General features: G+C 70.1%; 20 protein-coding genes and 1 pseudogene. 14 read left to right on the top strand and 7 right to left on the bottom strand.

Translation table 11 applies throughout. The features are described from left to right. From ON26_RS28220 to ON26_RS28205, 4 genes are all read left to right on the top strand, one after another. Positions 1-696 (top strand): FAD/NAD(P)-binding protein (locus ON26_RS28220; protein ID WP_040800903.1); only part of this gene is annotated, 696 nt, incomplete at its 5' end. Between the two features lie 14 nt (positions 697-710). Continuing rightward, positions 711-1484 carry an NADH-quinone oxidoreductase subunit B family protein gene (locus ON26_RS28215; RefSeq protein WP_040800902.1) on the top strand — a complete coding sequence of 258 codons (774 nt, stop codon included), beginning with the start codon at positions 711-713 and terminating at the stop codon, positions 1482-1484. Then, on the top strand, positions 1468-2760 hold the full coding sequence (locus tag ON26_RS28210; RefSeq protein WP_040800889.1) for a Ni/Fe hydrogenase subunit alpha: 1293 nt from the start codon (positions 1468-1470) through the stop codon (positions 2758-2760). The genes ON26_RS28215 and ON26_RS28210 overlap by 17 nt, the downstream gene beginning before the upstream one ends. Next, entirely contained in the window at positions 2757-3257 is a 501-nt protein-coding gene (locus ON26_RS28205; protein ID WP_040800887.1) for a hydrogenase maturation protease, read from the top strand. The genes ON26_RS28210 and ON26_RS28205 overlap by 4 nt, the downstream gene beginning before the upstream one ends. A gap of 1 nt (position 3258) precedes the next feature. On the opposite strand, the gene ON26_RS28200 is transcribed toward ON26_RS28205, so the two are convergent. Further along, the gene (locus ON26_RS28200) at positions 3259-3660 is read right to left on the bottom strand and encodes a nuclear transport factor 2 family protein (protein ID WP_040800885.1); all 402 of its coding nucleotides are present in this window, start codon (positions 3658-3660) and stop codon (positions 3259-3261) included. A 189-nt stretch (positions 3661-3849) separates the two neighbouring features. Between ON26_RS28200 and ON26_RS28195 the strand changes: the two are divergent. Further along, a pseudogene (locus ON26_RS28195) lies at positions 3850-4515 on the top strand (DUF4389 domain-containing protein); the annotation flags it as partial. Positions 4516-4550: 35 nt separating this feature from the next. Here ON26_RS28195 and ON26_RS28190 read toward each other — a convergent pair. After that, positions 4551-5516 (bottom strand): Acg family FMN-binding oxidoreductase, encoded by a 966-nt coding sequence (locus ON26_RS28190; RefSeq protein WP_040800881.1) that lies wholly within the window; start codon positions 5514-5516, stop codon positions 4551-4553. 108 nt (positions 5517-5624) lie between these two features. Here ON26_RS28190 and ON26_RS28185 point away from each other — a divergent pair, with 108 nt between their 5' ends. Both ON26_RS28185 and ON26_RS28180 read left to right on the top strand, forming a co-directional pair. Further along, a complete protein-coding gene (locus ON26_RS28185; protein ID WP_040800879.1) occupies positions 5625-8849 on the top strand; it encodes a beta-phosphoglucomutase family hydrolase in 3225 nt (1074 codons plus the stop codon). Positions 8850-8990: 141 nt separating this feature from the next. Then, positions 8991-9437, top strand: a complete 447-nt coding sequence (locus ON26_RS28180) for a CBS domain-containing protein (protein WP_040800901.1) — start codon at positions 8991-8993, stop codon at positions 9435-9437. A gap of 28 nt (positions 9438-9465) precedes the next feature. Here the strand turns inward: ON26_RS28180 and ON26_RS28175 are convergent, their stop codons facing one another. Further along, the gene (locus ON26_RS28175; RefSeq protein ID WP_040800877.1) at positions 9466-11484 is read right to left on the bottom strand and encodes an erythromycin esterase family protein; all 2019 of its coding nucleotides are present in this window, start codon (positions 11482-11484) and stop codon (positions 9466-9468) included. Positions 11485-11755: 271 nt separating this feature from the next. Here ON26_RS28175 and acsA point away from each other — a divergent pair, with 271 nt between their 5' ends. Genes acsA through ON26_RS28150 form a run of 5 tightly spaced genes read left to right on the top strand, consistent with a single transcriptional unit; the run spans position 11756 to position 17064 of the window. Beyond that, positions 11756-13447 carry an acetate--CoA ligase gene (acsA, locus tag ON26_RS28170; RefSeq protein ID WP_051027777.1) on the top strand — a complete coding sequence of 564 codons (1692 nt, stop codon included), beginning with the start codon at positions 11756-11758 and terminating at the stop codon, positions 13445-13447. After that, positions 13444-14481 carry a pyruvate dehydrogenase (acetyl-transferring) E1 component subunit alpha gene (gene pdhA / locus ON26_RS28165; protein WP_174375461.1) on the top strand — a complete coding sequence of 346 codons (1038 nt, stop codon included), beginning with the start codon at positions 13444-13446 and terminating at the stop codon, positions 14479-14481. The genes acsA and pdhA overlap by 4 nt, the downstream gene beginning before the upstream one ends. Next, entirely contained in the window at positions 14478-15443 is a 966-nt protein-coding gene (locus ON26_RS28160; protein WP_040800875.1) for an alpha-ketoacid dehydrogenase subunit beta, read from the top strand. The genes pdhA and ON26_RS28160 overlap by 4 nt, the downstream gene beginning before the upstream one ends. Next, positions 15440-16762 (top strand): dihydrolipoamide acetyltransferase family protein, encoded by a 1323-nt coding sequence (locus tag ON26_RS28155; RefSeq protein ID WP_040800873.1) that lies wholly within the window; start codon positions 15440-15442, stop codon positions 16760-16762. The genes ON26_RS28160 and ON26_RS28155 overlap by 4 nt, the downstream gene beginning before the upstream one ends. A 5-nt stretch (positions 16763-16767) precedes the next feature. Further along, positions 16768-17064: a phosphopantetheine-binding protein gene (locus ON26_RS28150; protein ID WP_174375460.1), complete on the top strand. Its 297-nt coding sequence runs from the start codon at positions 16768-16770 to the stop codon at positions 17062-17064. Positions 17065-17116: 52 nt separating this feature from the next. On the opposite strand, the gene ON26_RS28145 is transcribed toward ON26_RS28150, so the two are convergent. The 4 genes from ON26_RS28145 to ON26_RS28130 form a co-directional block, all read right to left on the bottom strand. Continuing rightward, positions 17117-18283, bottom strand: a complete 1167-nt coding sequence (locus tag ON26_RS28145) for a site-2 protease family protein (RefSeq protein WP_040800871.1) — start codon at positions 18281-18283, stop codon at positions 17117-17119. 6 nt (positions 18284-18289) lie between these two features. Then, the gene (locus ON26_RS28140) at positions 18290-19159 is read right to left on the bottom strand and encodes a universal stress protein (RefSeq protein ID WP_040800869.1); all 870 of its coding nucleotides are present in this window, start codon (positions 19157-19159) and stop codon (positions 18290-18292) included. Next, positions 19159-20097 (bottom strand): universal stress protein, encoded by a 939-nt coding sequence (locus ON26_RS28135; RefSeq protein ID WP_051027774.1) that lies wholly within the window; start codon positions 20095-20097, stop codon positions 19159-19161. The genes ON26_RS28140 and ON26_RS28135 overlap by 1 nt, the downstream gene beginning before the upstream one ends. 157 nt (positions 20098-20254) lie before the next feature. Further along, a complete protein-coding gene (locus tag ON26_RS28130) occupies positions 20255-22717 on the bottom strand; it encodes a flippase-like domain-containing protein (protein ID WP_245546103.1) in 2463 nt (820 codons plus the stop codon). Positions 22718-23006: 289 nt separating this feature from the next. Between ON26_RS28130 and ON26_RS28125 the strand changes: the two genes are divergently transcribed. After that, on the top strand, positions 23007-23570 hold the full coding sequence (locus tag ON26_RS28125; protein ID WP_040800867.1) for a flavodoxin domain-containing protein: 564 nt from the start codon (positions 23007-23009) through the stop codon (positions 23568-23570). 10 nt (positions 23571-23580) lie between these two features. After that, entirely contained in the window at positions 23581-25878 is a 2298-nt protein-coding gene (ppsA, locus tag ON26_RS28120) for a phosphoenolpyruvate synthase (RefSeq protein WP_040800864.1), read from the top strand. Positions 25879-25998: the final 120 nt, after the last annotated feature.

The following is a 25998-nucleotide window of genomic DNA, read 5'->3' as shown; positions in this document are numbered from 1 at the left end:
CTCTACAGCTACGGGGTGGGTGAGATCGCGATCTCGGTCAGCGGCGACCCCACCGCCGCGGACACGGTGCTGGAACACACCGTGCGCGCGGTCGGGGCGGTGAGCCACGCGCTGCGCGAGACACCGATCGGTGGGGTCATCGGTGTGCGCGGACCGTTCGGCACCGGGTGGGATCCGGAATCCGCGGTCGGCCGTGATCTGCTCGTCATCGGCGGCGGGGTCGGGCTGGCGCCGCTGCGGCCGGTGGTGCTCGCGGCACTGGCCCGCCGCGAGGACTACCGCCGCGTCATCCTGGTCACCGGCGCTCGGACCCCGGCGGACATGCTCTTCCGCGGCGACCAGGACCGCTGGGCGAGCGGGGAACGGATCGAACTGCATCGAACGGTCGATCGCTCCGCGCCGGGCTGGACCGGGCCGGTCGGGTTCGTCACCGAGCCGTTGAGCCGGCTGGATCTGGATCCCGGAAGCACCACGGCCTTCCTGTGCGGGCCGGAACGGATGATGCGTCTGTGCGCCCAGACGCTGCTGCGCCGCGCGATCCCCGCGAGCGACATCCGGGTGTCGCTGGAACGGAACATGCAGTGCGGCATCGGCCGCTGCGGTCACTGCCAACTCGGCCCGCTGCTCGTCTGCCGCGACGGCCCGATCGTCGACTACGGCGTGGCCGGGCCACTACTGGCCGTCCGGGAGCTGTGATGGACACCCCGAAGATGGACACTCCGACACTGGCGGTGTGGAAGTTCACCTCCTGCGACGGCTGCCAGCTCAGCCTCCTCGACTGCGAGGACGAACTGCTGGCCCTCGCCGGCCGGATCCGGATCGCCCATTTCCTCGAGGCGTCCAGCGCGGTGGAACCCGGCCCCTACGACGTGTCGCTGGTGGAGGGCTCCATCACCACACCGGAGGAACAGCGCCGGATCGTGGAGATCCGGGAGCAGTCGCGGATCCTGGTCGCGATCGGAGCCTGCGCCACCCACGGCGGGATTCAGGCTCTGCGCAACTTCGCCGACGTCACCGAGTTCACCTCCGTCGTCTACGCCGACCCGCAGTACATCGCCACCCTCGCCACCTCGACCTCGATCTCCGAGCACGTGCCGGTCGATTTCGAGCTGCGTGGCTGCCCCATCGACCGCGGTCAGCTGCTCGAGACGCTGACCGCCCTGCTGGCCGGGCGCGCCCCCGACCTGCCGAACACCAGCGTGTGCACCGAATGCAAACGGCGCGGGACGACCTGCGTGATGGTCGCCGACGGGATTCCCTGCCTCGGCCCGGTCACCCAGGCGGGATGCGGCGCCCTGTGCCCGGCCTACCACCGCGGCTGCTTCGGCTGCTTCGGGCCGATGGCCAAGCCGAATGTCGGTGCCCTGCTGCCCATTCTGCGTATCAACGGCATGTCCGCGGTCGAGGTCGACCGGGTGTTCAGCACATTCGCCGCCGCCGAACCGGAGTTCGCGGAGAGGGACCAGCATGAGTCACCGGAGTAGGCAGCTGCGTGTCGGCTCGCTGACACGCGTGGAAGGCGAAGGCGCACTGCGGATCACCGTCAGCGGCGACACCGTCGAAAGCGCCGAGCTGAACATCTACGAGCCACCGCGCTTCTTCGAGGCCTTCCTGCGCGGTCGCGCCTACACCGAGCCGCCGGACATCACCTCGCGCATCTGCGGAATCTGCCCGGTGGCCTACCAGGTCAGCGCCTGCAACGCGATCGAGCAGGCCTGCGGGATCGAACTGGATCGACCGCTGGCCGATCTGCGCAGGCTGATGTACTGCGGCGAATGGATCTCGAGCCATGCGCTGCACATCCATCTGCTGCACATTCCCGACTTCCTCGGCTGTCCCGACGCGATCACCCTCGCCACGCGCGATCGTGACCTCGTCGAACAGGGCCTGGCCGTGAAGAAAGCGGGCAACAGCCTGCTCGAACTCCTCGGCGGCCGGCCGATTCACCCCGTCAACGTGCGAGTCGGCGGGTTCTACGCCGTTCCGGCGCGCGCCCAGCTGGACGCGCTCGCCGACCAGCTGCGCCGGGCACTCGACCACGCCGTCGAAACGGCGCACCGGATCGCCGGGTTCGAGTTCCCCGACGTGGAGCTCGACCACCATCTGCTCGCCGCCATCGACCCCGACCGCTACGCCATCGAAGCCGGTGACGTGCACACCAGCACCGGCCTGCGGTTCCCGGCGCGCGAGTTTCCCGCACACGTCAGCGAACAGCAGGTGCCGCATTCCACCGCGCTGCACGCGCTGCTCGACGGTGCGCCCTACCTGACCGGACCGCTGGCCCGCTACACGCTCAACTCCCACCAGCTCTCGCCGCTGGCCCGCCGGGTGGCCGCCGATATCGGGCTCGGTGACGAGTGCCGGAATCCGTTCCGCAGCATCCTGGTTCGCGCTGTCGAAGTCGTCTACGCCCTCGACGAGGCGCTGCGGCTGATCGCCGCCTACACGGTTCCGGCGCGCCCCGCGGTGCCCGCCCCGTCGCGAGCCGGGATCGGCCACGGGGTCAGCGAGGCGCCGCGCGGGCTGCTCTACCACCGCTACGCGATCGATGCCGAGGGCACCGTCGAGTCCGCGACGATCATTCCGCCGACATCGCAGAACCAGAGCGTCATCGAGGACGACCTGCGCCGGGCCGTCGAAGCCGGTCTCGGCCTCGACGACGCCGCGCTCACCGCCCTGTGCGAACGCACGATCCGCAATTACGACCCGTGTATCTCCTGCTCGGCGCATTTCCTCGAGCTGCAGGTGACGCGCCGGTGACCGGGGCGCGCGCCGCGGTCATCGGCGTCGGCAACGACTACCGCGGCGACGACGGCGTCGGCCCGAGCGTGGCGCGTGAGCTGGCACGCCTGGACCTGCCCGGTGTCGCGGTGACGGTGTGCGACGGCGAACCCACCGGTCTGCTCGACGCCTGGACCGGCGTCGAACTGGCCGTGGTCGTCGACGCCGTGCGGTGCGAGCCGGCCACCCCCGGCCGCATCCGGCGCACCGGCGTCGACTCGCTGCCGGGCGGCACGTACCCCACCAGCTCGCACGCCCTAGGCATCCCCGATGCGCTGCTCCTCGGCCGCGCCTTGGGCCGGGTTCCCCGCGAGCTCGTCGTCATAGCCGTGGAAGCGGCGTCCTTCCACCTCGGCGCCGGGCTGTCCGCGCCCGTCGCGGCTGCTGTCCCGCGGGTCGTGCGCACGGTGCTCGCCGAACTCCGGCGCCTCGGGCAGCCGGCGCGAACTCCGATGGAGCCCGGCCTCGATCAGTAGCTCACGGTTGAAGTGGCCGCCGCCGTGGGGTGACACGTCGGTGGACGATGCGCCAGCCGCCGGGTGTTCTCCGGAGGGTGTCGTGATAGACGACGCTGGCGAACGTGCCCTCCGCGTAGACCACCAGGCCCTTGGACAGTGCGGTGGCGGCATCGCCCGCGCAGTGGGTGACGACCACATTGGTGACATGGTGGCCCACCGGGTTGCGATCGCCGAGGGCGCGGGCGAGATCGGCAAGGGCGGCATGTCCGTGCACCACGCCCGCGTCGAAGGCGGTGAGGTCGTAGGTGACGTCGTCGGAGAAGACTTCGCCGAAGCGCTCGAAAGCGCCGACGTCACTGAGGTGCCCGTGTAAGCCGATCACCTGGTTGATCGCCAGTAGGTCTGCCGTCGAGACAGTCATCTCCCCAGTCTGACCGATATCGGCGCCGCCGGGACGAGCCGACCGGCGACGCGGCGGTGATTCCCCGTCCCCGACATGCGACCGACAGCTCTCGTGTCCGGCCTTCGGAACGGGCATGCTGAATCCGCTGGTGATCACCCGCTGCCGACCGACGAGATCCGGAGGACGACTGCCATGGATACCGAACCCGCACCCGGCGCTCCGCTGTCCCTGCGAGGCGACCTCGACTCACCGCTGTCGCGCTGGCTGTGGCTGGTCAAGTGGCTGCTCGCGCTTCCGCACTATCTCGTCCTGGTGTTCCTGTGGATCGCCTTCGCCGTGCTCACGCCGATAGCGGGGATCGCGATCCTGTTCACCGGCCGGTATCCGCGCGCGCTGTTCGACTTCAATGTGGGAGTGCTGCGCTGGAATTGGCGGGTGCAGTTCTACACCTACGCCGTGCTGGGCACCGACCGGTATCCCCCGTTCACACTCGGTCCGACCGACTACCCCTGCGACTTGCAGGTGGCCTACCCCGAGCGATTGTCGCGGTGGAAAGTCCTGGTGAAGTGGTGGTTGCTGGCCATCCCGCACTACCTGGTGGTCCTGGCGCTGACGGCGGGCGGACCGGTGTTCGGCTCGGACGGGTCCGGCGGCGCGACTCGCGGCCTCCCGTTGATCGGTGTCCTGGTCCTGATCGCCGCCGTCACGCTGCTGTTCACCGGCCGGTATCCGCGATCGTTGTTCGACTTCGTGATGGGCATCAACCGCTGGCTGTACCGGGTGCTGGTGTACGCGGCGCTGATGCGCGACGAGTATCCGCCGTTCCGGCTCGACCAGGGGCCCCGCGAGCCCGCGGCCGAGCAGGCCGCATGACGACGCCCGATGGCCCGACCGGGACCGGTGACCTCTCATCCCACCTCGAGCACGTCCTCGACCGGGCGGCGGGGAGTTCGCGGCGGCGGCGGCGCGGTCGCCACACCCACCCGAACGAAGACCTGCGGGCTTCTGGTGCGGGTCAGCAAGCGGACCTGCGAGCGCGTTCCGGGCAATTCCGTGAGGTGGGTCAGCACGCACGTGGAGGCACCATGGCGGGTGCATTCCAGCAGCACTGTCGACAGCGCCTCACCACAGGACAACAGCGATTCCGGGGTGTCGTCGGGCGTCGAGAGCAACAGCAGCTGTGCTCGGTCCTGTTCTTCGCAGCCCGCGTCGGCAGTGCCGGCCGGGAACCTCCGATTGATCGGCACCCGGCCCGCGTCCTGCGCGGACGGCAACGCCGCGGCCGGAATCCCGGATCCCGGCGCCGATCCGCCGAGCCATTCGCGCGCCTCGATCTGGTATGCCGGGTCCCGCTGCCGCGTGGCCGCCGAGATCCACGACAGCCGATCCAGTTCCTCCCTGAGGTCGTCGCCGATCGGTGTCGGCGTCGTCCAGAAGGCGCGACACGCCGACTCCAGGACGGGGAACAGATAGGGCCAACGGTCCAGGGCCGCGAACGGCGCCCGATCGGTGTAGCGGCGGTCGATCGCGGCGGCGAGGTCCAGTTCGCCTTCGGTGGGCTCGCGCCTGTCCCGGAACTCGAGTGAGGCCACATGCCGGCGATCGGTGGGCTCGGGGAAGCGGTCGATGCGCACCTGCAGGCCGAGTGCGGCGAAAGCCGCGGTGGCGTGATGCAGAACGACCCCGCAGGCGAGTACCCCCTGCCGAGCGAAGGCATCGGTGGCGGGTAGCACTCGCGTGGTGTCGACATGGAGGGCGACCGTCGTTCCGTGCCACCGCCACCGCCACGGCTGGCTGTTGTGCAGCGAGGGCGCACGCCCGGCCCTTTCCAGGGCCGCGCGCACTGTCGTCTCATCAGGAATCCGTGCGTTCATCAGCTCTCCTGTCCGAGGACGTTCCGCGTCTCTCCATTCTCGGCGCCCGGACCGGTCGAATCGAGGCATGATCGATACCAGTGGAGACGCGAGGGAGCGAGGTGTGCCGTGCGGCTGAAGAACCTACCCACTTCGTGGGGGCGGACAGCCGACGACCACGGCGCGGTGATCTTCGACATGGACGGCGTGGTCACCGACACCGCCGCGGTACACGCGGCGGCGTGGAAGGCGCTGTTCGACGAAGTTCTACCGGCGCTGGGCCGACCGGATCGCGGCTTCGACGCCGACCACGACTACCGCACCTGGGTCGACGGCCGCACCCGCGAGGACGGCGTACGCGCATTTCTGGCTTCTCGGGACATCACCGTGCCGGAGGGCAGCCCGGAGGACGATTCGGCGACAGTGACCGTCGCCGGAATGGCCAGGCGCAAACAAGAGCTGTTCGCCGACGAGCTGGCACGGGTGGGCGTGCGGGTCTTTCCCGACGCGGCGGAACTGCTGGCCCGGCTCCGCGCGGCCCGGGTGCCCACGGCACTGGTGACGGCCAGCCGGAACAGCGTGGCCCTTCTGCGCACGGCCGGGCTGGAAGATCTGTTCACCGTCCGCGTGGACGGCACCGATGCGCTGCGCTTGCACCTGGCGGGCAAGCCCGACCCCGCCATGTTCCTCGAGGCGGCACGCAGGCTGCGCCTTCCGCCGATCGACATCGTCGTCGTCGAAGACGCCACCAGCGGCGTGCGCGCGGCGGCCGCCGGTGGTTTCGGGCGGGTGATCGGGGTGGATCGCCGGGGCGGCGGCACCGAGCTGGCCGCCGCGGGCGCCGACCTCGTCGTCACCGATCTGAGCCGGCTCGAGCTGACCGGCCCCGTGCCCGGCGCGCGCGGCTCGGCCGCGGATCGGTGGGGTGGCGGCGCCGCGGTGGGCGGCCCGGACGGCTGGAGCCTGGTGTACGACGACTTCGTCTCGACCCAGGAGGGCACGCGGGAAGCGTTGTGCACCACGGGCAACGGGTACTGGGCGTCCCGCGGCTCGGTCCCCGGCAGCGTGTGCGACGCGGTGCACTATCCCGGCACCTACATCGCCGGTGTCTACAACCGCTGCACCTCCGACCTCGGTGATCGCGTCGTGGAGACCGAGCACCTGGTCAACACTCCGGATTGGACCTTCCTCACCGTCCGTGCGGGCGACGGTCCGGTATTCGAGCCGGGTTCGCCGGCATCGATATCGCATCGCCGCGAGCTGGATCTGCGCACCGGCGTCACGACCTTCGCCGACACCTACCAGGACGACGCGGGGCGGCGCACCCGCGTGGTCACGCGCCGCTTCCATTCGCTGGCCGATCCGCACCTGGCGGCGCTCGAACTCACCCTCGAGGCCGAGAACTGGACCGGCGAGGTGGTGATCACCTCGGCGATCGAGGCTGCCGTCGCGAACCGAAATGTCGCCGCGGACAGGTTGTTACGCGCCGAGCATCTCGAGAAGGGCACCTATCGCGAACTCGACCGGTACACCGTGCTGTACGAGACCGCGACCGAGCAGTCCGGGATCGGGCTCGCCCTGGCGGCGCGCACCCGTACCGAGGCGCCGGTGACGCGGCGCCGGGCGCTGACCGAGCCTCTGCGGCCCGGCCACGAACTCACTGTGCGGCTGACCTCCGGCACGCCGGTCGTCGTCGAGAAGATCGCCGCGATCGCGACCTCCCGTGATCGCGGGATATCCACGCCCGCCCTCGACGCGGCCTCCCGGATCGGGCGCGCCCCGCACTTCTCCGACCTACTGGCCGCCCAGGTCGACGCCTGGGCGCGATTGTGGGAGCGCTTCGAGATCCGGCTCCGCGACGGCGGCACCTCCCAGCTGGCGCTCAACCTGCACGTCTTCCACGTCCTCCAATCCGTCGTCGACGCCGGTCCCGATCGCGATGTCGGACTGCCCGCGCGCGGACTGCACGGCGAGGCATATCGCGGCCACATCTTCTGGGACGAGATATTCGTCCATCCGATGCTGACGCTGCGGCGGCCGGAACTCACCCGAGCGGCCCTGTGGTACCGATATCGACGACTCGAGCGCGCCCAGGTCGCGGCCCGCACCGCCGGATGGGCGGGCGCCCTCTTTCCGTGGCAGAGCGGAAGCGACGGGCGGGAGGAGACCCCGACCGAGTTGTTCAATCCGCGCACCGGCCGGTGGATGCCGGACAACTCCTTCCGGCAGCGCCATGTCGGGCTCGCCCTGGCCTACAGCGTCTGGCAGTACTACCAGACCACCGCCGACCAGCGATTTCTCATCGATTGCGGCGCCGAGATCATCGTGGAGGTCGCCCGGCTGTTCGCCGAGATGGCCGTACTCGACCCGGCGTCGGGCCGCTTCGACATCGACGGCGTGATGGGGCCCGACGAATACCACGACGGCTACCCGCAGCGGCCGAAACGCGGCGTGCGCAACAACACCTACACCAATGTGCTCGCCTCGTGGGTGCTGACGCGGGCAGGCGATGTCGTGCGCCTGCTCGACGGCGCCGACTGCGCACCCCTGCGACAGCGCCTGCACGTCGCCGCCGACGAGCCGTCCCGGTGGGATCATGTCAGCCGCAGGCTGCGTGTGCCGTTCCATCGCGACGGCATCATCTCCCAGTTCGACGGTTACGAGGACCTCGAGGAATTCGACTGGGACCGCTATCGCGCCCGCTACGGCAATGTGGAGCGGCTCGACCTGATCCTGAACGCCGAGGGCGACAGCACCGATCGGTACAAGCTGTCCAAACAGGCCGACGTGCTGATGCTGTTCTACCTGTTCTCCGCCGAGGAGCTCAGGATGGTGTTCGCCCATCTGGGCTATGCCCTGCCGGGCGAACTCATTCCGCGAACGGTCTCCTACTACCTCGCCCGCACCAGCCACGGGTCCACACTGAGCAGGCTCGCGCACGCCTGGGTGCTGGCCCGTACCGATCGTGTCGCGTCCTGGCGGATGTTCAGCCAGGCCCTGGCCGCCGACCTCGACGACACCCAGGGCGGGACGACCAGGGAAGGGGTGCACATCGGGGCGATGGCGGGCACGGCCGACATGATCATCCGCTGCTACGGCGGCCTCGAGACGCGCGACGACATGCTGGTGTTGCATCCGGTGCTGCCTGCCGAACTGCGCGAGACCGAGTTCACCGTGTCCTTCCGCGGCCAGCCGGTGACCATCGTGCTGACCCACACCAGCATCACGCTGCGGCTGCACCACAGCACCGCCGCCCCGATCCGGGTCTGCGTGGAGGGCGTGGAGCGAGTCCTGGGCTCGGGGCAGACCTGGACCATGACCACGGACCCGGCCGCGGACACCGCCGCGCTCTGAGCGCCGATCTTCGCGTCTCGCCCGGCGGGTGACCCGTGCGGTGACTTTCTACCCTGTCCGAGCCTGCCGGTCGGTTCGAAGATAGGGCCGAAAGCATCGCGGAACGACAGGAAGGCGGACAACGACATGACAAACACCGACATGACAACTGCGTCCGAGATCATGCGGCCCGATGTAGCCCACATCGGCGTGCGGGATTCGATGAGCACGGCAGCCGAACGCATGCGCCGACTCGGCGTCGGCGCGCTCCCCGTCTGTGACGGCGAGGGGCATCCCGTCGGGATCGTCACCGATCGCGATATCGCCGTGAAAGTGGTCGGCACCGGCGGGAACCCGCGGACGACCATGGCCGGCGAGATGGCTCAGGGCGCCGAGAACATGCACACCGTCGAGGTCACCGCGGACCTCGACGACATCCTGCGCACCATGGAGCACCACCAGGTCCGGCGGCTGCCGGTCCTCGACCACGGTGTTCTGGTCGGCATCATCACCGAGGCCGACCTGTCCCGTCATCTGCCGGACAGCACGGTGGGCGAGTTCGTCGGAGCCGTCTGCGCCGACTCCCTGCCCGTCACCGAACCCGCCTGACGGCGGATGCGGCCGGTGAGTGCCCGATTCACAGGCCGCTCGGGTAGGTGTCGGGGGTGCGTCCGGGATCCCAGTGCGCTCCGGGCTCCAACGGCTCGACGGCTGTGGTGGCATCGATGTGCACGACAGCGTCGTAGCGCTCGCCGAGGCGACTGTGGAAATAGTGGCTGTAGCGTTCGGTGTCGGGCTGGTAGATGACACCGATCGCGCGTTCCAGCCGTGGCGCGCGCAGCACGTCGGCCACATCGCCCGGCCGGTCCGTCCGGAGGGTGAAATCCGGAATCCCGGTGTCGTGCAGTAGTTCCTCCGAGCTGCACGCAAGCGCCGTGCGCACCCGCTTGTGCCGGGCTGGGCCGTCCCAGCGGTCGGCCGCGGTCACGCTGCCGTGGCTGGTGGTGAAGCCGATGATCCGGCAGTCGTCCGCGTGCCTTTCGCGCACCAGCTGGCCGAGGGAGAGCTGGCCGTCGGCGCCGAGTTCGGTGGCGCGAGCATCCCCTACATGGGAATTGTGTGCCCAGACCACGATGCGCGCCGGTCTGCCTGCCCGGCTCAGGTGTGCGGCCAGCGCATCGAGGGTATCGGCCATGTGCTCGTCGCGCAGGTTCCACGATGTGACGCGCGGACCGAACATCGCGCGGTAGTAGGCCTCCGCGTCGCGCACGGTGACCGCGTTGCGCACCGCCGCGAAATGGGCTTCGCCGTCCTGGACGTCGATGTGCGCGGCGGCGGAGCGTTGCAGGTCGACGAGTTCGCCTACGACTTGCGCCTCGCAGGATTCACCGGCACCGAAGGCCGCGGCGTAGCCGTACGCCTGGCCGTCTTCGCCGACATTGCGGTCGAAACAGCCGTAGCGCCTACGCGCTCGCTCAGCGGCAGCGGGGTCCACTGTTTCCAGATAGGCGACCACGTGCTGCATGCTGCGGTGCAAGCTGTAGAGGTCGAGTCCGTAGAACCCGCTCGATCTGCCGCCGGTGTGCTGTCGCGCCGTATTGTGCAGGCGCAACCAGGCCACGAAGTCGCGCACCACCGTGTTCCGCCACATCCAGGTGGGGAAGCGCTCGAAGCCGCCCAGCGCCTGCATTGCCGAGTCATCGGTGCCGTAGCCGCGTACGTAGCGGTCGACGCGGTACGCGTCCGGCCAGTCGGCCTCCGCGGCGACGGCGTCGAAGCCCTTCTCCTCGATCAGGATCCGTGTGATGGCCGCACGCGCGGCGTAGAACTCGTGTGTGCCGTGCGAACTCTCCCCGATCAGGACGAAATGTGCCTGTCCCACCAGATCGTCGAGGACGTCGCCGGGCGGCAGGCCGCCCGGCGACGGAATCGCCGCGGCCCGTAGCACCTCGGCCGGTGCGCGCACTTCCGGTGGCGTCGCGGTCCCGGCCGAGTCGAGCAGTTCCCGCACTTCCTCGTCGGTGACCTGGGTGAAGTTCCAGAAGGAGTCACCGACGGCGAAGAACGGAGAGGGCATGCTGGCACACACGACCTCGTCGACGATCGCCTCGAACTCGCGGCATGTCGACTCCGGCGCCGCCGGAACGGCCACCACGACGCGCGCTGCCTCGCTTGCCCTGATGGCGTCGACGGCGGCGAACATGCTCGAGCCGGTCGCCAGTCCGTCGTCGACGAGGATCACGGTGCGGCCCGCGATGTCCGGCGGACGTCGCCCCGCACGGTAGGCAACCTCCCGGCGCGCCAGCTCCTGCGCCTCCGCACGCGCGATATCGCGCACCTGCGCGGCCGTCAGATCCAGCGCGCGGACCATGTCGTCATTGATCACGATGCGACCGTCCGCCGCCAGCGCGCCGATCGCGAATTCGGGATGGCCGGGCGCACCGAGTTTGCGCACGACGATCGTATCCAGCGAGGCGCCGAGCGACGCGGCCACTTCCGCCGCCACGGGCATACCGCCGCGGGCCAGTCCGAGCACGATCACGTCCGGCTCGCCGCGATAGTGCTGCAACAGCTCCGCCAGAGCGCGACCCGCCTCACGCCGGTCCCGGAAGACCGGCTGCGGACGATCTCGTCGTACGAACGGCGCCGATGTCATGAGCTTCGTTCCTTCCGTCGATCATCCGACGGTTCACTGGCTGTCGTCACGTGCTCGTCGTCGAGCCTGCTCGCCGTTACCAGGATTCGTCAGAGGCATGGTGCCTGTGCGGTGCGGACCAACGTCATCGCATGCCGGGATGAGCAGATCGGCCGGTGCTCCCTGCAGGGACGAGGCCGCGGGCATAGGGCACAAGGCAGCTTCGAATATGGTCTTCGGCCCCTGCCGTGCGGCACGACGCGGGTGTCGACTGGTGAACGGAGGTGGTGCCATGAACGCCGATCGCACCGACCACGGTCGCCACCGAGCGGCGGCTGGTCGGCTGAATATGGCCTACGAGGCAGTCGATCGCCACCTGGGCACAACGCGGGCGGACGAACCGGCCCTGCGCTGGCTCCGCATGGACGGGCCCGATGTGACGCTGACCTACGCCGAGCTCGCCGCAGCGGGCAGCAAGGTCGCCGATGTGCTCAACGGTCTCGGAATCGGGCGCGGCACGCGAGTGTGTGTGCTGCTCGGCCGATGCCCGGACCTCTACGCCGTGTACCTCGGCGTGTGGAAGTCCGGCGCCGTGGTGGTGCCGCTGTTCCCGGCGTTCGGCCCCGAGCCGGTACGGGAGCGGATCACGATCGCGGCAGCGGAGGTGCTTGTCACCTCGTCGGCTCTCTACCGCCGCCGGATCGTTCCGATTCGTGACGCGCTGACGTCACTTCGGCACGTCCTGCTCACCGATTCCGTCCCGGCCGGCGCCTCCTCGGAGGTCCTCGATTTGCCCGCCGCGATGTCGGAGGCGAATGCCGACGTCGAGGCGGCCGGCACCACGGCGGAAGACATGGCCCTGCTGCATTTCACCAGCGGCACCACCGGAAGACCCAAGGGTGCGATTCACGTCCACGGCGCGATCCTCGCCCATCGGACGACAGCCGCCGAGGTGCTCGATCTGCACGCCGGGGATCTCTACTGGTGCACCGCGGATCCCGGGTGGGTGACCGGGATGTCCTACGGCGTCCTCGCGCCGCTGGCGCTGGGCGCGACGGTGATCAGCGATGAGGCGGAGTTCGACGCCCGGCGCTGGTACGAGATCCTCTCGGCCCAGCGGGTGGCGGTCTGGTACACCGCGCCCACCGCCCTGCGGATGCTGCGCCGGCGCGGAGACGCGCTGCCATTCGGCTGCGACCTGTCGAGCCTGCGCCTGGTGGCCAGTGTCGGCGAGCCGCTGGACGCGGCGGTGGTGCGCTGGAGCGAGCGCGTGCTCGGCAGGCCCGCACACGACACCTGGTGGCAGACCGAGACCGGAGCCATGATGATCGCCGCCCGGCCGGACGAGCGGATTCGTCCCGGATCGATGGGCCGGTCACTGCCGGGTGTCGAGGCGACCGTGTTGCGACGAGGTCCTGACGGAAGAGCGCAGGTGCACGACGGCGCGGTCGAATTCGCCGACGACGACGAAATCGGGGAACTGGCGATCCGCAAGGGCTGGCCGTCGATGTTTCGGGGCTACTGGAACGAGCCCGCACGATACGCTGCCACGTTCGCCGGCGACTGGTACCTGTCCGGTGATCTGGTCCGGCGCGACGAGCAGGGCTACTACTGGTTCGTCGGACGGGCCGACGATGTGATCAAGACGGCGGGACATCTGGTCGGTCCCTTCGAAGTCGAGAGCGTGCTCATGTCGCATCCTGCGGTCGCCGAGGCCGCTGTCGTCGGCGTTCCCGATCCGGTCGCCGGCCAGCGGATCAAGGCGTTCGTCGTGCTGCGCGCCGGCCACGTCCCATCGGAGGAATTGCGCATCGAGTTGCTGGTGTTCAACAGGCAGTCATTGGGCGCGGTGGCAGCGCGGGAACTCGACTTCGTCGACGCGTTGCCGCATACCCGCAGCGGCAAGGTGGTCCGGCGCGTGCTGCGCGCCCGGGAATCCGGCATCGCCGCGGGTGATGTGTCGACGTTGGAGCCGTCGACATGAGCGCGGGAACCGCCGATACGGACACTTCCCCGCCGACTGCCGCGCAGCCCGGCACCTCCCCGACTCCGTCCGACACCCCCGACGAACGGATCGAACTGCTTCGTCAGATGGTGCGGATCCGGCGCTTCGAGGAACGGTGCGTGCGGCTCTACAGCGAGGAGAAGATCCGAGGATTCCTGCACTTGTATGTCGGTGAGGAGGCTGTGGCGGCCGGGCTGCTCGGCGTGCTGAGCGCCGAGGACGCGGTGGTCTCCACCTACCGCGAGCACGGTCACGCCATAGTACGGGGAATCCCGATGACGGCGTTGATGGCCGAGATGTTCGGGCGCGCGACCGGTTGCAGCGGCGGGCGCGGCGGATCGATGCACCTGTTCGACAGCTCCCATCGGTTCTACGGCGGCAATGCGATCGTCGGTGGCGGCCTGCCGGTGGCGGTCGGGCTCGCGCTGGCCGACACGCTGCGCCGGCGTCGGCGAATCACGGTGTGCCTGTTCGGTGACGGCGCGATGGCCGAGGGGGTGTTCCACGAATGCGCCAATCTCGCGGCCCTGTGGCGGCTTCCGGTGTTGTTCGCGTGCGAGAACAACCAGTACGCGATGGGTACCGCACTGCGCCGTGAGCACGCGATGACCGACCTGGCTCTGCGAGCCGCCGGATACGGAATGGCGGCGTGGCCGGTCGACGGGATGGACCCGGTGGCAGTCGCCGCGGCCGCGCGCCGAGCGGTGTCCATGATCGCCGGGGGCAGCGGCCCCTGCTTCCTGGAGTTGCGCACCTACCGCTTCCGCGCGCATTCCCTCTACGATGCCGACCGCTACCGCGATCCCGAGGAGATCGCGCAGTGGAAAACCCGCGATCCGATTCCACGGCTGTCCGAGGAGTTGAGCGGGGCAGGCATCGTCACCGACGCGGATCTGGAGGCGCTCGACGCCGCCGCGCGCGCGGAGATCGACGCCGCGATCCTCGCCGCCCAGGATGCGCCGGTCGAGCCCGTCGAGGACCTGACCAAGCACGTGTACGCGGAGCGGCCATGACCACCTATCGCGATGCGGTGCGAGAAGCGTTGCGGGAGGCCCTGACTCGCGACGATCGGGTGTTCCTCATGGGCGAGGACGTCGGCGCCTACGGCGGTTGTTTCGGTGTCAGCCGGGGACTGCTCGACGAATTCGGCCCGGAACGGGTCAGGGACACTCCGTTGAGCGAGGCGGGGTTCGTCGGGGCCGGAATCGGTGCCGCCCTGGGCGGCATGCGCCCCATCGTGGAGTTGATGACGGTCAACTTCAGTCTGCTGGCGCTGGATCAGATCCTGAACAATGCCGCCACACTCCGGCACATGTCCGGTGGGCAGCTCGGCGTGCCGATGGTGATCAGAATCGCCACCGGTCCGGGACGCCAGCTCGCCGCCCAGCACTCGCACAGCTTGGAGGCCTTCTTCGCCCACATCGCGGGACTGCGGGTGCTGTCCGCCGCGACAGTCGGCGACGCGCGCGCGATGCTGTGGCCCGCATTGCAGGACCCGGATCCGGTGGTGATCTTCGAACCCATCGCGCTGTACAACAGCGAAGGAGACATCGAGCAGACGGCGACCGCAGATATCGGTTCCGCGATCGTGCGCCGCCGCGGTGGCGACGTCACCGTCGTCGCCTACGGCGGCACGGTGCCACTGGCGCTGTCGGCCGCCGAACAGCTGGCCGCCGAGCAGATCGCGGCGGAGGTGATCGACCTGCGGAGCCTGCGACCGTTGGACACCGAGGCCGTCCTCGCTTCGGTCTCCGCGACGCACCGGCTCGTGGTGGTCGACGAAGGCTGGCCCCGGGTCGGCATCGCCGCCGAGATCGCGGCCTGCGTAGCGGAGAACGCGTATTTCGAGCTCGACGCACCGGTGCGGCGCGTGTGTGCCGCCGACGTGCCCATCCCCTACGCCCGGCAGCTGGAGGAGGCCGCCCTGCCGTCGATCACCACGGTGATGGACGCGGTCCGCGAGGTCGTGCGATGAGCAGCCAGTTCCTGATGCCCTCGCTGGGCGCCGACATGACCCAGGGCACCCTGCTGAGATGGCTGGTGCAGCCCGGCGACCACGTCCAGCCCGGTGACATCGTCGCCGAGGTCGACACCACCAAGGCCGCCATCGATGTCGAGTGCTTCGACGAGGGGACCATCGCCGAGATCCTCGTCGAGGAAGGCACCACCGTCCCGGTGGGGACGCCGTTGGCGACCATCGACTTCGTATCGGAGCACGCGCAGGTGCGGCCCGCACCGCCCGCGGCCACCCAGGAACGCCCACCGGCCCCTGTCGACACACATCCGGCCCGTGCGACGCCGCTCATCCGGCGCATGGCCGAGGAAGCGGGCTTGGAGCTGTCGGCGCTGCACGGCTCCGGCCCCGGCGGACGCATCATGCGCTCCGACGTGACCGCCGCGGCCGCCACCCGCACCTCACCGGCTGCCCCGCGGGCGGTCGCCCCATCACGACCTGTCGTCCACGCGTCGGGTTACGCACGTCGGCTGGCGGCCGAGTCCGGCCTGGATCTGGGATCGATCCCCGGCAGCGGCCGCAACGGCGAAGTGCGCGCACGCGACGTGATCGCCGCTCGGTCGCTGTCCGTGGACGGCACGGGCTCGCGCGCGGAGCCCGCCGACGAGCGGGAGCGCAACGCCGAGGCCGCCCGCCGTCTCATCGCCGCGGGCATGAGCCGCTCCAAGCGCACGATCCCGCACTACTACCTGTCGAGCACCATCGATATGGACGACGCCGCCGCCACGATGCGGGAACTCAACCGCGTCCGTCCCGTCGCCGAACGGATCGTGCCCGCCGCGTTCCTGTTGTGCGCGGCGGCGCGGGCGGCGCGCGCGGTTCCGGCACTGAACGGCCACTGGATCGAGGACTCCTTCCGCCCGGCCACCGCGGTGCATCTCGGTGTGGTCGTCTCGCTGCGCGGCGGTGGCATCATGGTGCCCACGGTGCCCGATGCCGACACTCTCACCGTTGCGGCGATGATGGGCGCATTGCGCGAGGTGGTCGCACGGACCCGGAGTCAGCGGCTGCGTTCGCGCGACACCGTCGCGGCGACGGTGACCGTCACCAATCTCGGAGATCTGGGCGTGGATTCGGTCTTCGGAGTGATCCCGGTGCCCCAGGTGGCGATTGTCGGATTCGGCGCGGTGGCTGTCCGGCCGTGCGTGGTCGACGGGATCGTGACCGCACGCACCCAGGTGACCGCAACGCTGGCGGCCGACCATCGCGCGACCGACGGCGCGATCGGCGCCCGCTACCTGAACGTGATGAGCGACATCCTGCGCCACCTCGAGGAGTGAGGCCGATGAGCGAACGAAGCCTGTCCGGCACCGCGGCGGAAACGATCGTCCGCGAGGCCCTGCGCGGATTCGCCGATGAAGCGCAAATCCGTGGCATCGAACCGGATGAACCGATACGCGAGATCCTGGAATTGGATTCGATCGACTATCTGACATTCGTCGAACGCGTCAGCGCGGCGCTCGGTGAACGCATCGACGAGGAGCAGTATCCCCCGGTCGCCACCATCCGCTCCTGGACACAATTGGTCGGCGAGATGGGCGGCGGGCCCGGTGACCAGGCCCCGGCCGATGGCGACCGATGACGCCGCCGGCGGCAGGGGAACACGGCCGGGCCCCGGCGGACCGCGGGAACCGTCAGGGCGGGCTGTGGTCGGGCCCGGCGGCCCGGGGCGTCACGATCGGGAGCCCGAGCGCGCTGCGCTGACAGGCGGTGGTCAGATCCGTCGCGGTCAGCACGCCGACGAGCCGCCCCCGATCGTCGACCACGGTCACCGCGTCGACATCAGGACGCAGGACGGTTCGGGTGGCGACGGTGGCGAGCAACTCGTCCGGGCGGACGCGCGCGGAGGCGGGAAGATCCCTGGCCGCGCTGCCCAATCGGGTGCTCGCCCGCCGCGGTTGCGGTATCGACACCAGATCACGCCAGGCCAGGATGCCGACCGGCTCGCCCTCCGCGTTCACCACCGGGAAAACGTGATGGCCGCTCGCCGTCGCGTCGGAGCCGAGTAGATCCGCCACCGTCCAGGTCTGTGGCAGCGCGATCGGATGCCGGGTCATCACTTCGCCCACTCGGGTGTCGGCCAGTTGGTGGCGTACGCCGGCGCGGGTCAGCTCCAACCGTGCCGTGGTGCTCAGGAACCAGCCGAGCATCATCAGCCACAGCCCGCTCAGATCCTCCAGCACCACGATCTCCAACGCGCCCGCGATGACGAGTGCGAAACCCAGGATGCGACCGGCGCGCGCCGCGGTGACGGTCGCCCGGAACTGGTCGCCACTGTGATGCCACACCACCGCCCGCAACACTCGTCCACCGTCCAGTGGTGCGCCGGGCAGCAGATTGAATACGGCCAGCACCAGATTCATGATCGCCAGCCACACCAGCGTGTCGCGCACGGGCGCTGGAACGAGTCCGCTGAGCAGGGCAGCCGCGAACAGCGATATCGCCCCCACGGCGGCACTGGTCAGCGGTCCGGCCAGCGCGATCCGCAGATCTGCCTTCGGGTTCGGCGGTTCCTCGCCCAGCTCCGACACACCACCAAGCAGCCACAGCACGACGCGTTCGACATGCACGCCGTGCCGGCGGGCGACGATCGTGTGCGCCAACTCGTGGGCGAGCAGAGCCGCCGACAGACCCACCGCACCTGCCACGGCACAGGCCCACACCCCCACCGAACCGCCGTGTGCCGAACTCAGCCAACGCCCGAGCACCACGGTGAACAGGCCGACCGTGGCGAGAGCCGACCAGTGCGCGCCGACCTGCACGCCCCCGATCCGACCCAGTGGAATTGCGCTGCGCAACATATCGACTCACTCCGGCCCCGGCCCGCCGGGGCGAGCGATGATCAGGGGGATCTCGGTCGCGTGCAGAACCTTCTGACCGACCGAGCCCAGGGTCATCCCGGTGAAGCCGTTGCGTCCGTGGCTGCCGACGACGAGCAGCCGCGCGTGCTCGGACGCCGCGAGCAGCCGCTCGGCCGGTCGCGCCTCCTCGACGACGCGGTGAACGACGACATCGGGATACTTCTCTGCGAATCCGGCGAGGCTCTGGGACAGCAGGGCCTCGGCTTCCGCCTGTAGATCCGCGCGCGGAAGATAGCCGAGGCCGGTCCAGGTGAGCACGGCCACGAGCCCGACTCGGTGCAGGCACGCCGATTCGAACGCGATTGCCACCGCGCGCATGCTGCACTCGGACCCGTCCACGCCCACCACGACCGGCGCCCCGACCCGCCTGCCGATTTCCGCGCCGCCGAGGGGCACGATCGCGACAGGGCACTGCGCGTGCCGCGCCACCGAGGTGCTGACCGATCCGAGCACCGCGCGGCGGATCGCTCCCATCCCGCTGGTACCGGTGACGATCATCCGAGCGGTCCGCGACCGGGCGAGGAGCATCGGGACCGGTGCTTGCTCCACGACTTCACCGTCGATGTCGAGATCGCCGTTGCCGACCGCCTCGACGGCGATGCCGCGGGCGGTGGCGATACATTCGGCGGCCCGATGCCGCTCGACCTCGAGCGCGTAGGAGTCGGGGTCGTAGCCGACCGGAACGGCGGCGACGAGCCGCAGCGGCACCCGACCGAGCGCGGCCTCGCCAGCGGCCCAGCGCACCGCCGCAAGCGCGTATTCGGAACCGTCGACGCCCACGACCAGAGGCGCGCGCGATGACTCGGAAGACGTCATCACTGCTCCGATTCCCGCCCCCGCACGATCAGCACCGGACAATCGGCGTGCTGGACCAACCACAGGCTGGTCGAACCCAGCAGCAGCGAGCGGAAGCCGCCTCGGCCGCGGCTGCCGACCACGACCAATTGCGCGGTCTTCGACCGCTCGCCGAGCCGGCGACGCGGATCGGCCAGCGAAACCTCCCTCGTAACGGCCACTTCGGGAAACTTCTCCTGCCAGCCGGCCAGCCGCTCGGCCAGCAGCGCGCGTTCGTTGTCCTCGACGCGCTGCGCGGGCAGGTCGCGGTAGGGCAGTCCGGCGAAGGCCGAGGTGGACAGATCGCTCCAGGCGTGCACCGCCACCAGGTCCGCGTCCCGCGCCGAAGCCTCGGCGAACGCCGCGCCGATCGCCGCCTCGCCGACGGCGCTGCCGTCCACGCCCACCACGACCGGTGCGCCCTCATCGACCGGCGCGCCGCGTACCACCACGACCGAACCGCGCGCATGGACGACGACCGCGAGCAGTGTGGAGCCCAGGTGCGCGAGGGTCCCCACGCCGGGCGTGGCACCGACCACGACCAGGTGTGCACGCTCGGACAGATCGATCAACCGGTGTGCCGGACTGTCTTCGGCGTATTCGGTCGTGACCGTGACGTCCGTGGCGACCCGGCGGGCGGATGCCACGGCCTCGGCCAGGACCTCGACGGCCGCTGTGCGTTGCGACTCGCTGATCGGCGGCGGGAGCACGTCGTAGCTGTCGACCAGAGGATGGTGGGCGGCGGGGTCCACGCACACCACGATCCGCAGGTGCCGTCCGGACCTGGCAGCCGTGCGAGCAGCCCATTCGACCGCGGTGGCCGCAGAGCGCGAGCCATCGGTGCCGACCACGACAGCGCCGGCGACTACTTCGTACGGCGCATGATCTTGTTGCCAGGCGTACTCCGGCTCCGCGGTCATGTCGCGCCTCCCTTCCAGGACACGAGCCCTGCTCGATCGGATCGGCGACGCTGGGCCGACCGGCCCCTTCACGAGAGGCGACCCTTGTCTACAGAGTGATCGGCGCTCGGCGGTGCCGCTATGGCCGAAAGTCGTCGATCGGCAGGCACGTTGTTGCTCATATGTATTGCCGTCGCCGTAGTGATCGGAAGGCGGCGAGCCCGATCACCGCCGGTATCCAGAAGGTGGCAAGCCGGTAGGTGAGAACGGCGGCCACCGCCGTCGAACCCGGTATCCCGCCGGCGATCAGTCCGGCGACCATCGAGGCCTCCACCACGCCCAGCCCGGCCGGGGTCGGGCTGGCGGCCCCCAGCGCCGATCCGCCGAGGAAGACCGCTGCCACGAGCGCGGGTTCCGGTGTGCCACCGAAGGCGGCGACGGCGAATCCGAGCGCGGCGATATAGGTCAGGTTCGTCAGGACCTGTCCACCTACCAGGAGCACGGTTCGGCGAGGAGATCGGAGTACGGCGACGATGCCCGCGCGCGCTTCGTCGGCGCGTGCCCGCCAATCCGGGCGGTACGCCAGCACCACGACGACGATGCCGATGCCGGTCATCGTGGCGACGAAGACGAACAGCAACGTCCACCTTCCGGGCAGTCCCTGGGTGACCAGCGCGCGGGTTCTACCGAGCCAGAGTCCCACGACGACGAGTTCGAGCAGGTGCAGAACGCCGCCGCACGCGACGGTCAACGCCACCGCCGCGACCGCTTCGCTACGAGCGACACCCGAGCGCTCCAGATAGCGTTCGTTGAGTGCGGTGGCGCCGACCCCGAACGGCGCGAGCCGATTGGCGAAGGAGGTGGCCAGCATGACGTCGACGGTGCGACCGAAGGTGAGCGACCGAGGGCTCGCACCCATCAGCACCAGCGCCGCTGCCAAGTAGGTCAGCGCCGACATGATCACGGTGGCGGCCAGCCAGCCCCAGTTCGCCTCGTCGAGAACCGAGACCGTGTCGTCGAGTTGCCCCAGTTGGGGCAGGAGTACATAGGTGGCCAAGAGCGTGGCGCCGATCCAGCCGAGCGTTCGCCACCGTATCCGCACCATCGTCTGCGGCCTCACGACCTCGACGCCGAGGGCTTCGGCGACAGCCACTCGCAACGCCGGCAACAGGTCTCGCCGACGGCGCAGCTCGCTGCGAGTGGCAGCGGCCAGCGCCAGCGGCTGCAGCAACGGAGCGGCGCCACGCAGCACATCGACTCCCAGTACCCGCTGCGCGGCGGATACGGTCCGCGCCACGCCGACCTTCAGGCTCATGGACACCAGTAATTCGGCGATGTCGGCGTCCAGGCGTCGGAGGGAGGCACCCGCTTCCGCGAAACCGAAGTCGACCAGCCATGGCACGCCGCGCGAGTCGAGCAGGACATTGGCCAGTCTCAGGTCCCGGTGCGCGATCCGTGATGCGCGCAGCAGCGCGACCTGACACCACACGGCGTCGATCGTCGCGTCCGAGATCACCTCCACGGTGCGGGCCAGATTGCGCGCGGGCACGTGCTCCTCGGCCAGCCACGCGTCGCCTCCGCCGGTGACGCCGACCGAGACGATCACGGGAGTGCGAACCCCGGCGCGGTACGCCAGCAATGCCAGCAGCGCTTCGTGTTCGACGGCTTGCTTGGGGGTGGTGAACGGTGACTCGTCCTCGATCTCGCGATAGAGAAGGTGCCGGAAGAGTTTGAACAGCAGATCGGCGTTGCGTTCGTGGAAGCCGATGACTTTGACGAACAGCGCGCCGGACCGCCCGCGGGAGCTCGTCGACACCAGGAACGGCCGGGAACCTCGGGCGTCGTCGAAGACCGGGGCGACCTGCTGCGGGTGCAGCCCTGCCGCGTCCAGCGCACGGGCGAGCTCGCTCGCTCGGAGTCGGTATACGGGCGCACCGAACGCCAGATGCACCGCCGCGGCGACGGTCGTCCCGAGTGCGGCGCCGCCGACGACGTCGAGCACCAGATGGGCTCCGACGAAGACCCGCGAAATCGCCACGATGACCACCGCCGCCCAGCCCGCTCGACGCCACTGCCGCGGCAGCCAGGGGGCGGCGGCGCCGACGACCGCAGCGGCAACCGCGGCGTGACCGGAGACGAATCCGAGTCCGCTCGGCTCGGTGCGCAATACGACCTGTTCCAGCAGAACACCGGGCCGGGCGCGACCCACGGCGGACTTCACCGCGAGCGCCAGCAGATACGCCAGCGCACCGGACACGGCGATGTCGAACGCCATCCGCCGCTGCCGCGCCACGAGCGCCGCGCCCACCGCGGCGACCACAGCCGCGAGCGAACCCAACTGCATGACCGACCACAGCGGCGGATACAGCCAGCTCGGCAGGTCGTTGATCAGCCTGAACAGGTCGACTTCGAGGCCGGGCACTCGGGTATGCCGCGCGAGGACGGCCGTGGCACCGAGTGTCGCCAGCCCGAGGGCCATGCGCACGGCGTCGCCGGGATGCCGCTCCAGGACGAACTTCTCCTCCGCCCGCGGCGGCCGGATCGTCGGTGGGCGACCCGGAGGATGCCGCAGCAGCCACCGGCTCGGAGTCCGCCGCCGATTCCTCGCGGCCTTTTCGCGGTGCCGCACCGGTGCTGTCACCAACCGCAGTATCGGACCATGTTCCCAGGTTTCTCGCAGTCGGAGGTCGAAGGGCAGGGCCGCAATGCCTCATCACCGGGGACGAATGCCCTGCCGGAGGCCGAGCCGGCCGCACCGGTCTCCGGGAACCGATCAGTGGCCTGCACGACCGGGAGGGATCACGTCGGCACCCGGACAGCGATTCCGGTGCCGGATCGGCTGATTCGAGCGCCGGGAGGGCCGTTGGTCACCGCCAACCGAGGTACGACGACTCTGCCTGGAGTGCGCGAGCAGCGAGGACTCTGAGATCATGACACCGACACCGAAGCGGATCGCGGTTATCTACGCTACGGAGCAGGGATCGACGAGGGATGTCGCGGATTTCATCGCCGACGACCTCACCGCCCGCGGTGGTGAGGTCGAGGAGAGCGAAGTCGCGTACGCCCCCGAGCTGAGCCGATTCGACGCAGTCGTACTCGGAAGCGCGATTCACAACATGGCCCTGCTGCCCGAAGCGCAGAGTTACGTCCGCGCCCACGATCGGGAACTGCGAGACACCGACCTGTGGCTGTTCAGCGTCGGTCTGGGGCCCGCACTGCGCGGCCCGGTCGGACGACGACTCGGCGGCATCGTGCCGCGCGAGGTGGCGCGCGTGCGCGATCTGGTGACACCGCGCGACTACCGTGCCTTCGCCGGAGTGTACGACCGCGCGGGTGTACCGCTGACCACCCGCCTGATATACCGAGCGCTCGGCGGCGGCGTTTACGGCGACCTGCGTGACTGGCAGGCGGTCCGCGCCTGGTGCACGGAGATCGCGACGGCGCTGGATCTGCGTTCGACCGCTGTCGACACCGAGCCGGGACGACCCGGCTGAGGGGGCCGAGATGGGCGAGCACTTCGTGGCCGGGTTCGACCGGCTCCGGCTCGACGATGCCGATCGCGCCGGCGGGAAAGGCGCGAACCTGGGCGAACTGGTGGCCGCGAAGTTGCCTGTGCCACCCGGATTCGTGGTGCTGCGATCCTGTTACGAGCACGTGGTCGCGGACAACGTGGGCGCGGAGCTCGACGAGCTGCACCGGCAGGCGCTGGCGGCGGTCACCGACAGCTCCCGGGTGGCCGACCTGTGTTCCCGGATGCGTGAGATCGTGCACCGCGCCGCGCTCGTCGACGACGCCCGCGCGGAGGTCCTCGATGCCTACCGGGCGCTCGGCGACCGGGCGCGGGTCGCGGTGCGCTCCTCGGCGATCGGAGAGGACAGCGCGTCCTCCTCGTTCGCCGGCATGAACTTGACCCACACCGATATTCGTGGCGAGCAGGAACTCCTGGACGCGATCGTCGACTGCTGGGCCTCGCTGTTCACTCCACGCGTGGTCACCTATCGCGCCCGCCGCGGCATGCACGAGCGCCCGGTGATGGCCGTGGTGGTGCAGCGCATGGTCGCCGCGGTGGCGGCGGGGGTCGCGTTCACCGCCGATCCCGCCACCGGGCGACGGGATCGGGTGGTGATCGAAGCCGCGCGCGGACTGGGCGAGGTCGTCGTCTCCGGCAGCGTCGAGCCCGACACCTATCTGTTCGATGCCGCGGGCCCCACACTGCTGGAAACCCATCGAGGCGCGCAGAGCTTCGCCATCGTCTCCGGCCCCGAGGGAGAACAGCGCATCACGCTCGATACCGACGCCGACACCGGTCCGGTACTCGACGAGGAAAAGGCCACCGCGGTGGCACGGCTCGCCCTCGCCGTCAGCCGTCACCACGGGGACATCCCCCAGGACGTCGAATGGGCACTCGACGAGCAGGCCCTGTGGCTGGTCCAGGCCCGCCCGATCACCACGCTCGCCGAGCATCCCGAGGAACCGGCGACGGCGGCGACAGCCCAGCCGAACCAGGTGCTGGTTCGTGGTCTCGCGGCCGCCCCCGGCATCGCCAGCGGGCCGGTGCGGGTACTGCCCTCCCCCGCGCAGGCGGCCGAACTGCGCGACGGGGACGTCCTGGTCGCCACGATGACCAATCCCGACTGGCTGCCCGCCCTGTCGCGTTCGGCGGCGGTCGTCACCGACAGCGGAGGGACCACCTGTCACGCCGCCATCGTCGCGCGCGAACTGGGCGTGCCCTGCGTGGTCGGCGCACGCACCGCCACCACCCGGCTCACCGACGGCGCCGTCGTCACCGTGAACGGCACGACCGGCGAGGTCCGCGCCGGACGCCCCTCGACGCCGCGCGCCGCGGTCACCTCCGCCGCCGTGCCGGTGAGCGCCGCCGAGCCGACGGCCACCCGCATCTACGTCAACCTCGCGCTCCCCGAGGTCGCCGAGCGCATCGCCGAGACCGACGTCGACGGAGTGGGACTGCTGCGCGCGGAGGTCCTGCTCACGCAGGCGCTGGAGGGCAAGCACCCGCGCGAACTGCTGGCCCGCGGTGAGCAGGACCGCTTCATCGACAGCATGGCCGATTCCCTGTTGCGCGTCACCACCGCTTTCGCACCGAGACCGGTCGTCTACCGGGCGACCGATATGCGCAGCAACGAGTTCCGCGAACTCGGCGGCGGCGCGGAATACGAACCGCTGGAACGCAATCCGATGATCGGCTATCGCGGCTGCTATCGCTACATCCGGGATCCCGAGGTGTTCGCGATGGAGCTGCAGGCGCTGGCACGGGTCCGTGAACGCACGCCCAATCTGCACCTGATGATCCCCTTCGTGCGCACCCGCTGGGAACTCGAGGCGTGTCTGGAGCTGGTCGACGCGAGCCCGCTCGGACGTCAGCGCGGCATGCACCGCTGGGTCATGGCCGAAGTCCCCTCGGTGGTGCACTGGCTGCCCGAATACGTCGGGCTCGGCATCGACGGGGTGTCCATCGGCAGCAACGACCTCACCCAGCTGATGCTCGGTGTCGACCGCGATTCCGAACAGTGCGCCGAGCTCTTCGACGAGTCCGATCCCGCTGTCGTCGATGCCATTTCCCGCATCATCAGCGCCTCCCGCGCACTCGGCATCACCTCCTCGCTGTGCGGGCAGGCGCCCTCCCGGCGCCCGGACTTCGCCGAGCGCTTGGTGCGAATGGGTATCACCTCCATCTCGGTCACCCCGGACGCCGTCCCGGCCGCCCGCCGGACGATCGCCGCCGCGGAACGCCGGGTGCTGATCGAGCACGCGCTGGCCGCGGACTCCGGCCTCGCGCGCTGAGCGGCCGCCGCCACCCGAAGGAGCGCGATGGCCCGGCCTGCCGCACCTGATGCGGACCGCCCCGCGCCGCCGGCACCGGCCTACGGCGCCGCCGAGGCCGCCCGGCGTCTGGCCCGGGAC

Origin of the sequence: Nocardia higoensis NBRC 100133 (assembly GCF_000308595.1) — a bacterium.
In the GTDB taxonomy this organism is placed as follows: Bacteria; Actinomycetota; Actinomycetes; order Mycobacteriales; family Mycobacteriaceae; genus Nocardia; species Nocardia higoensis.
This window is presented reverse-complemented; position numbering and strand designations above follow the sequence as displayed.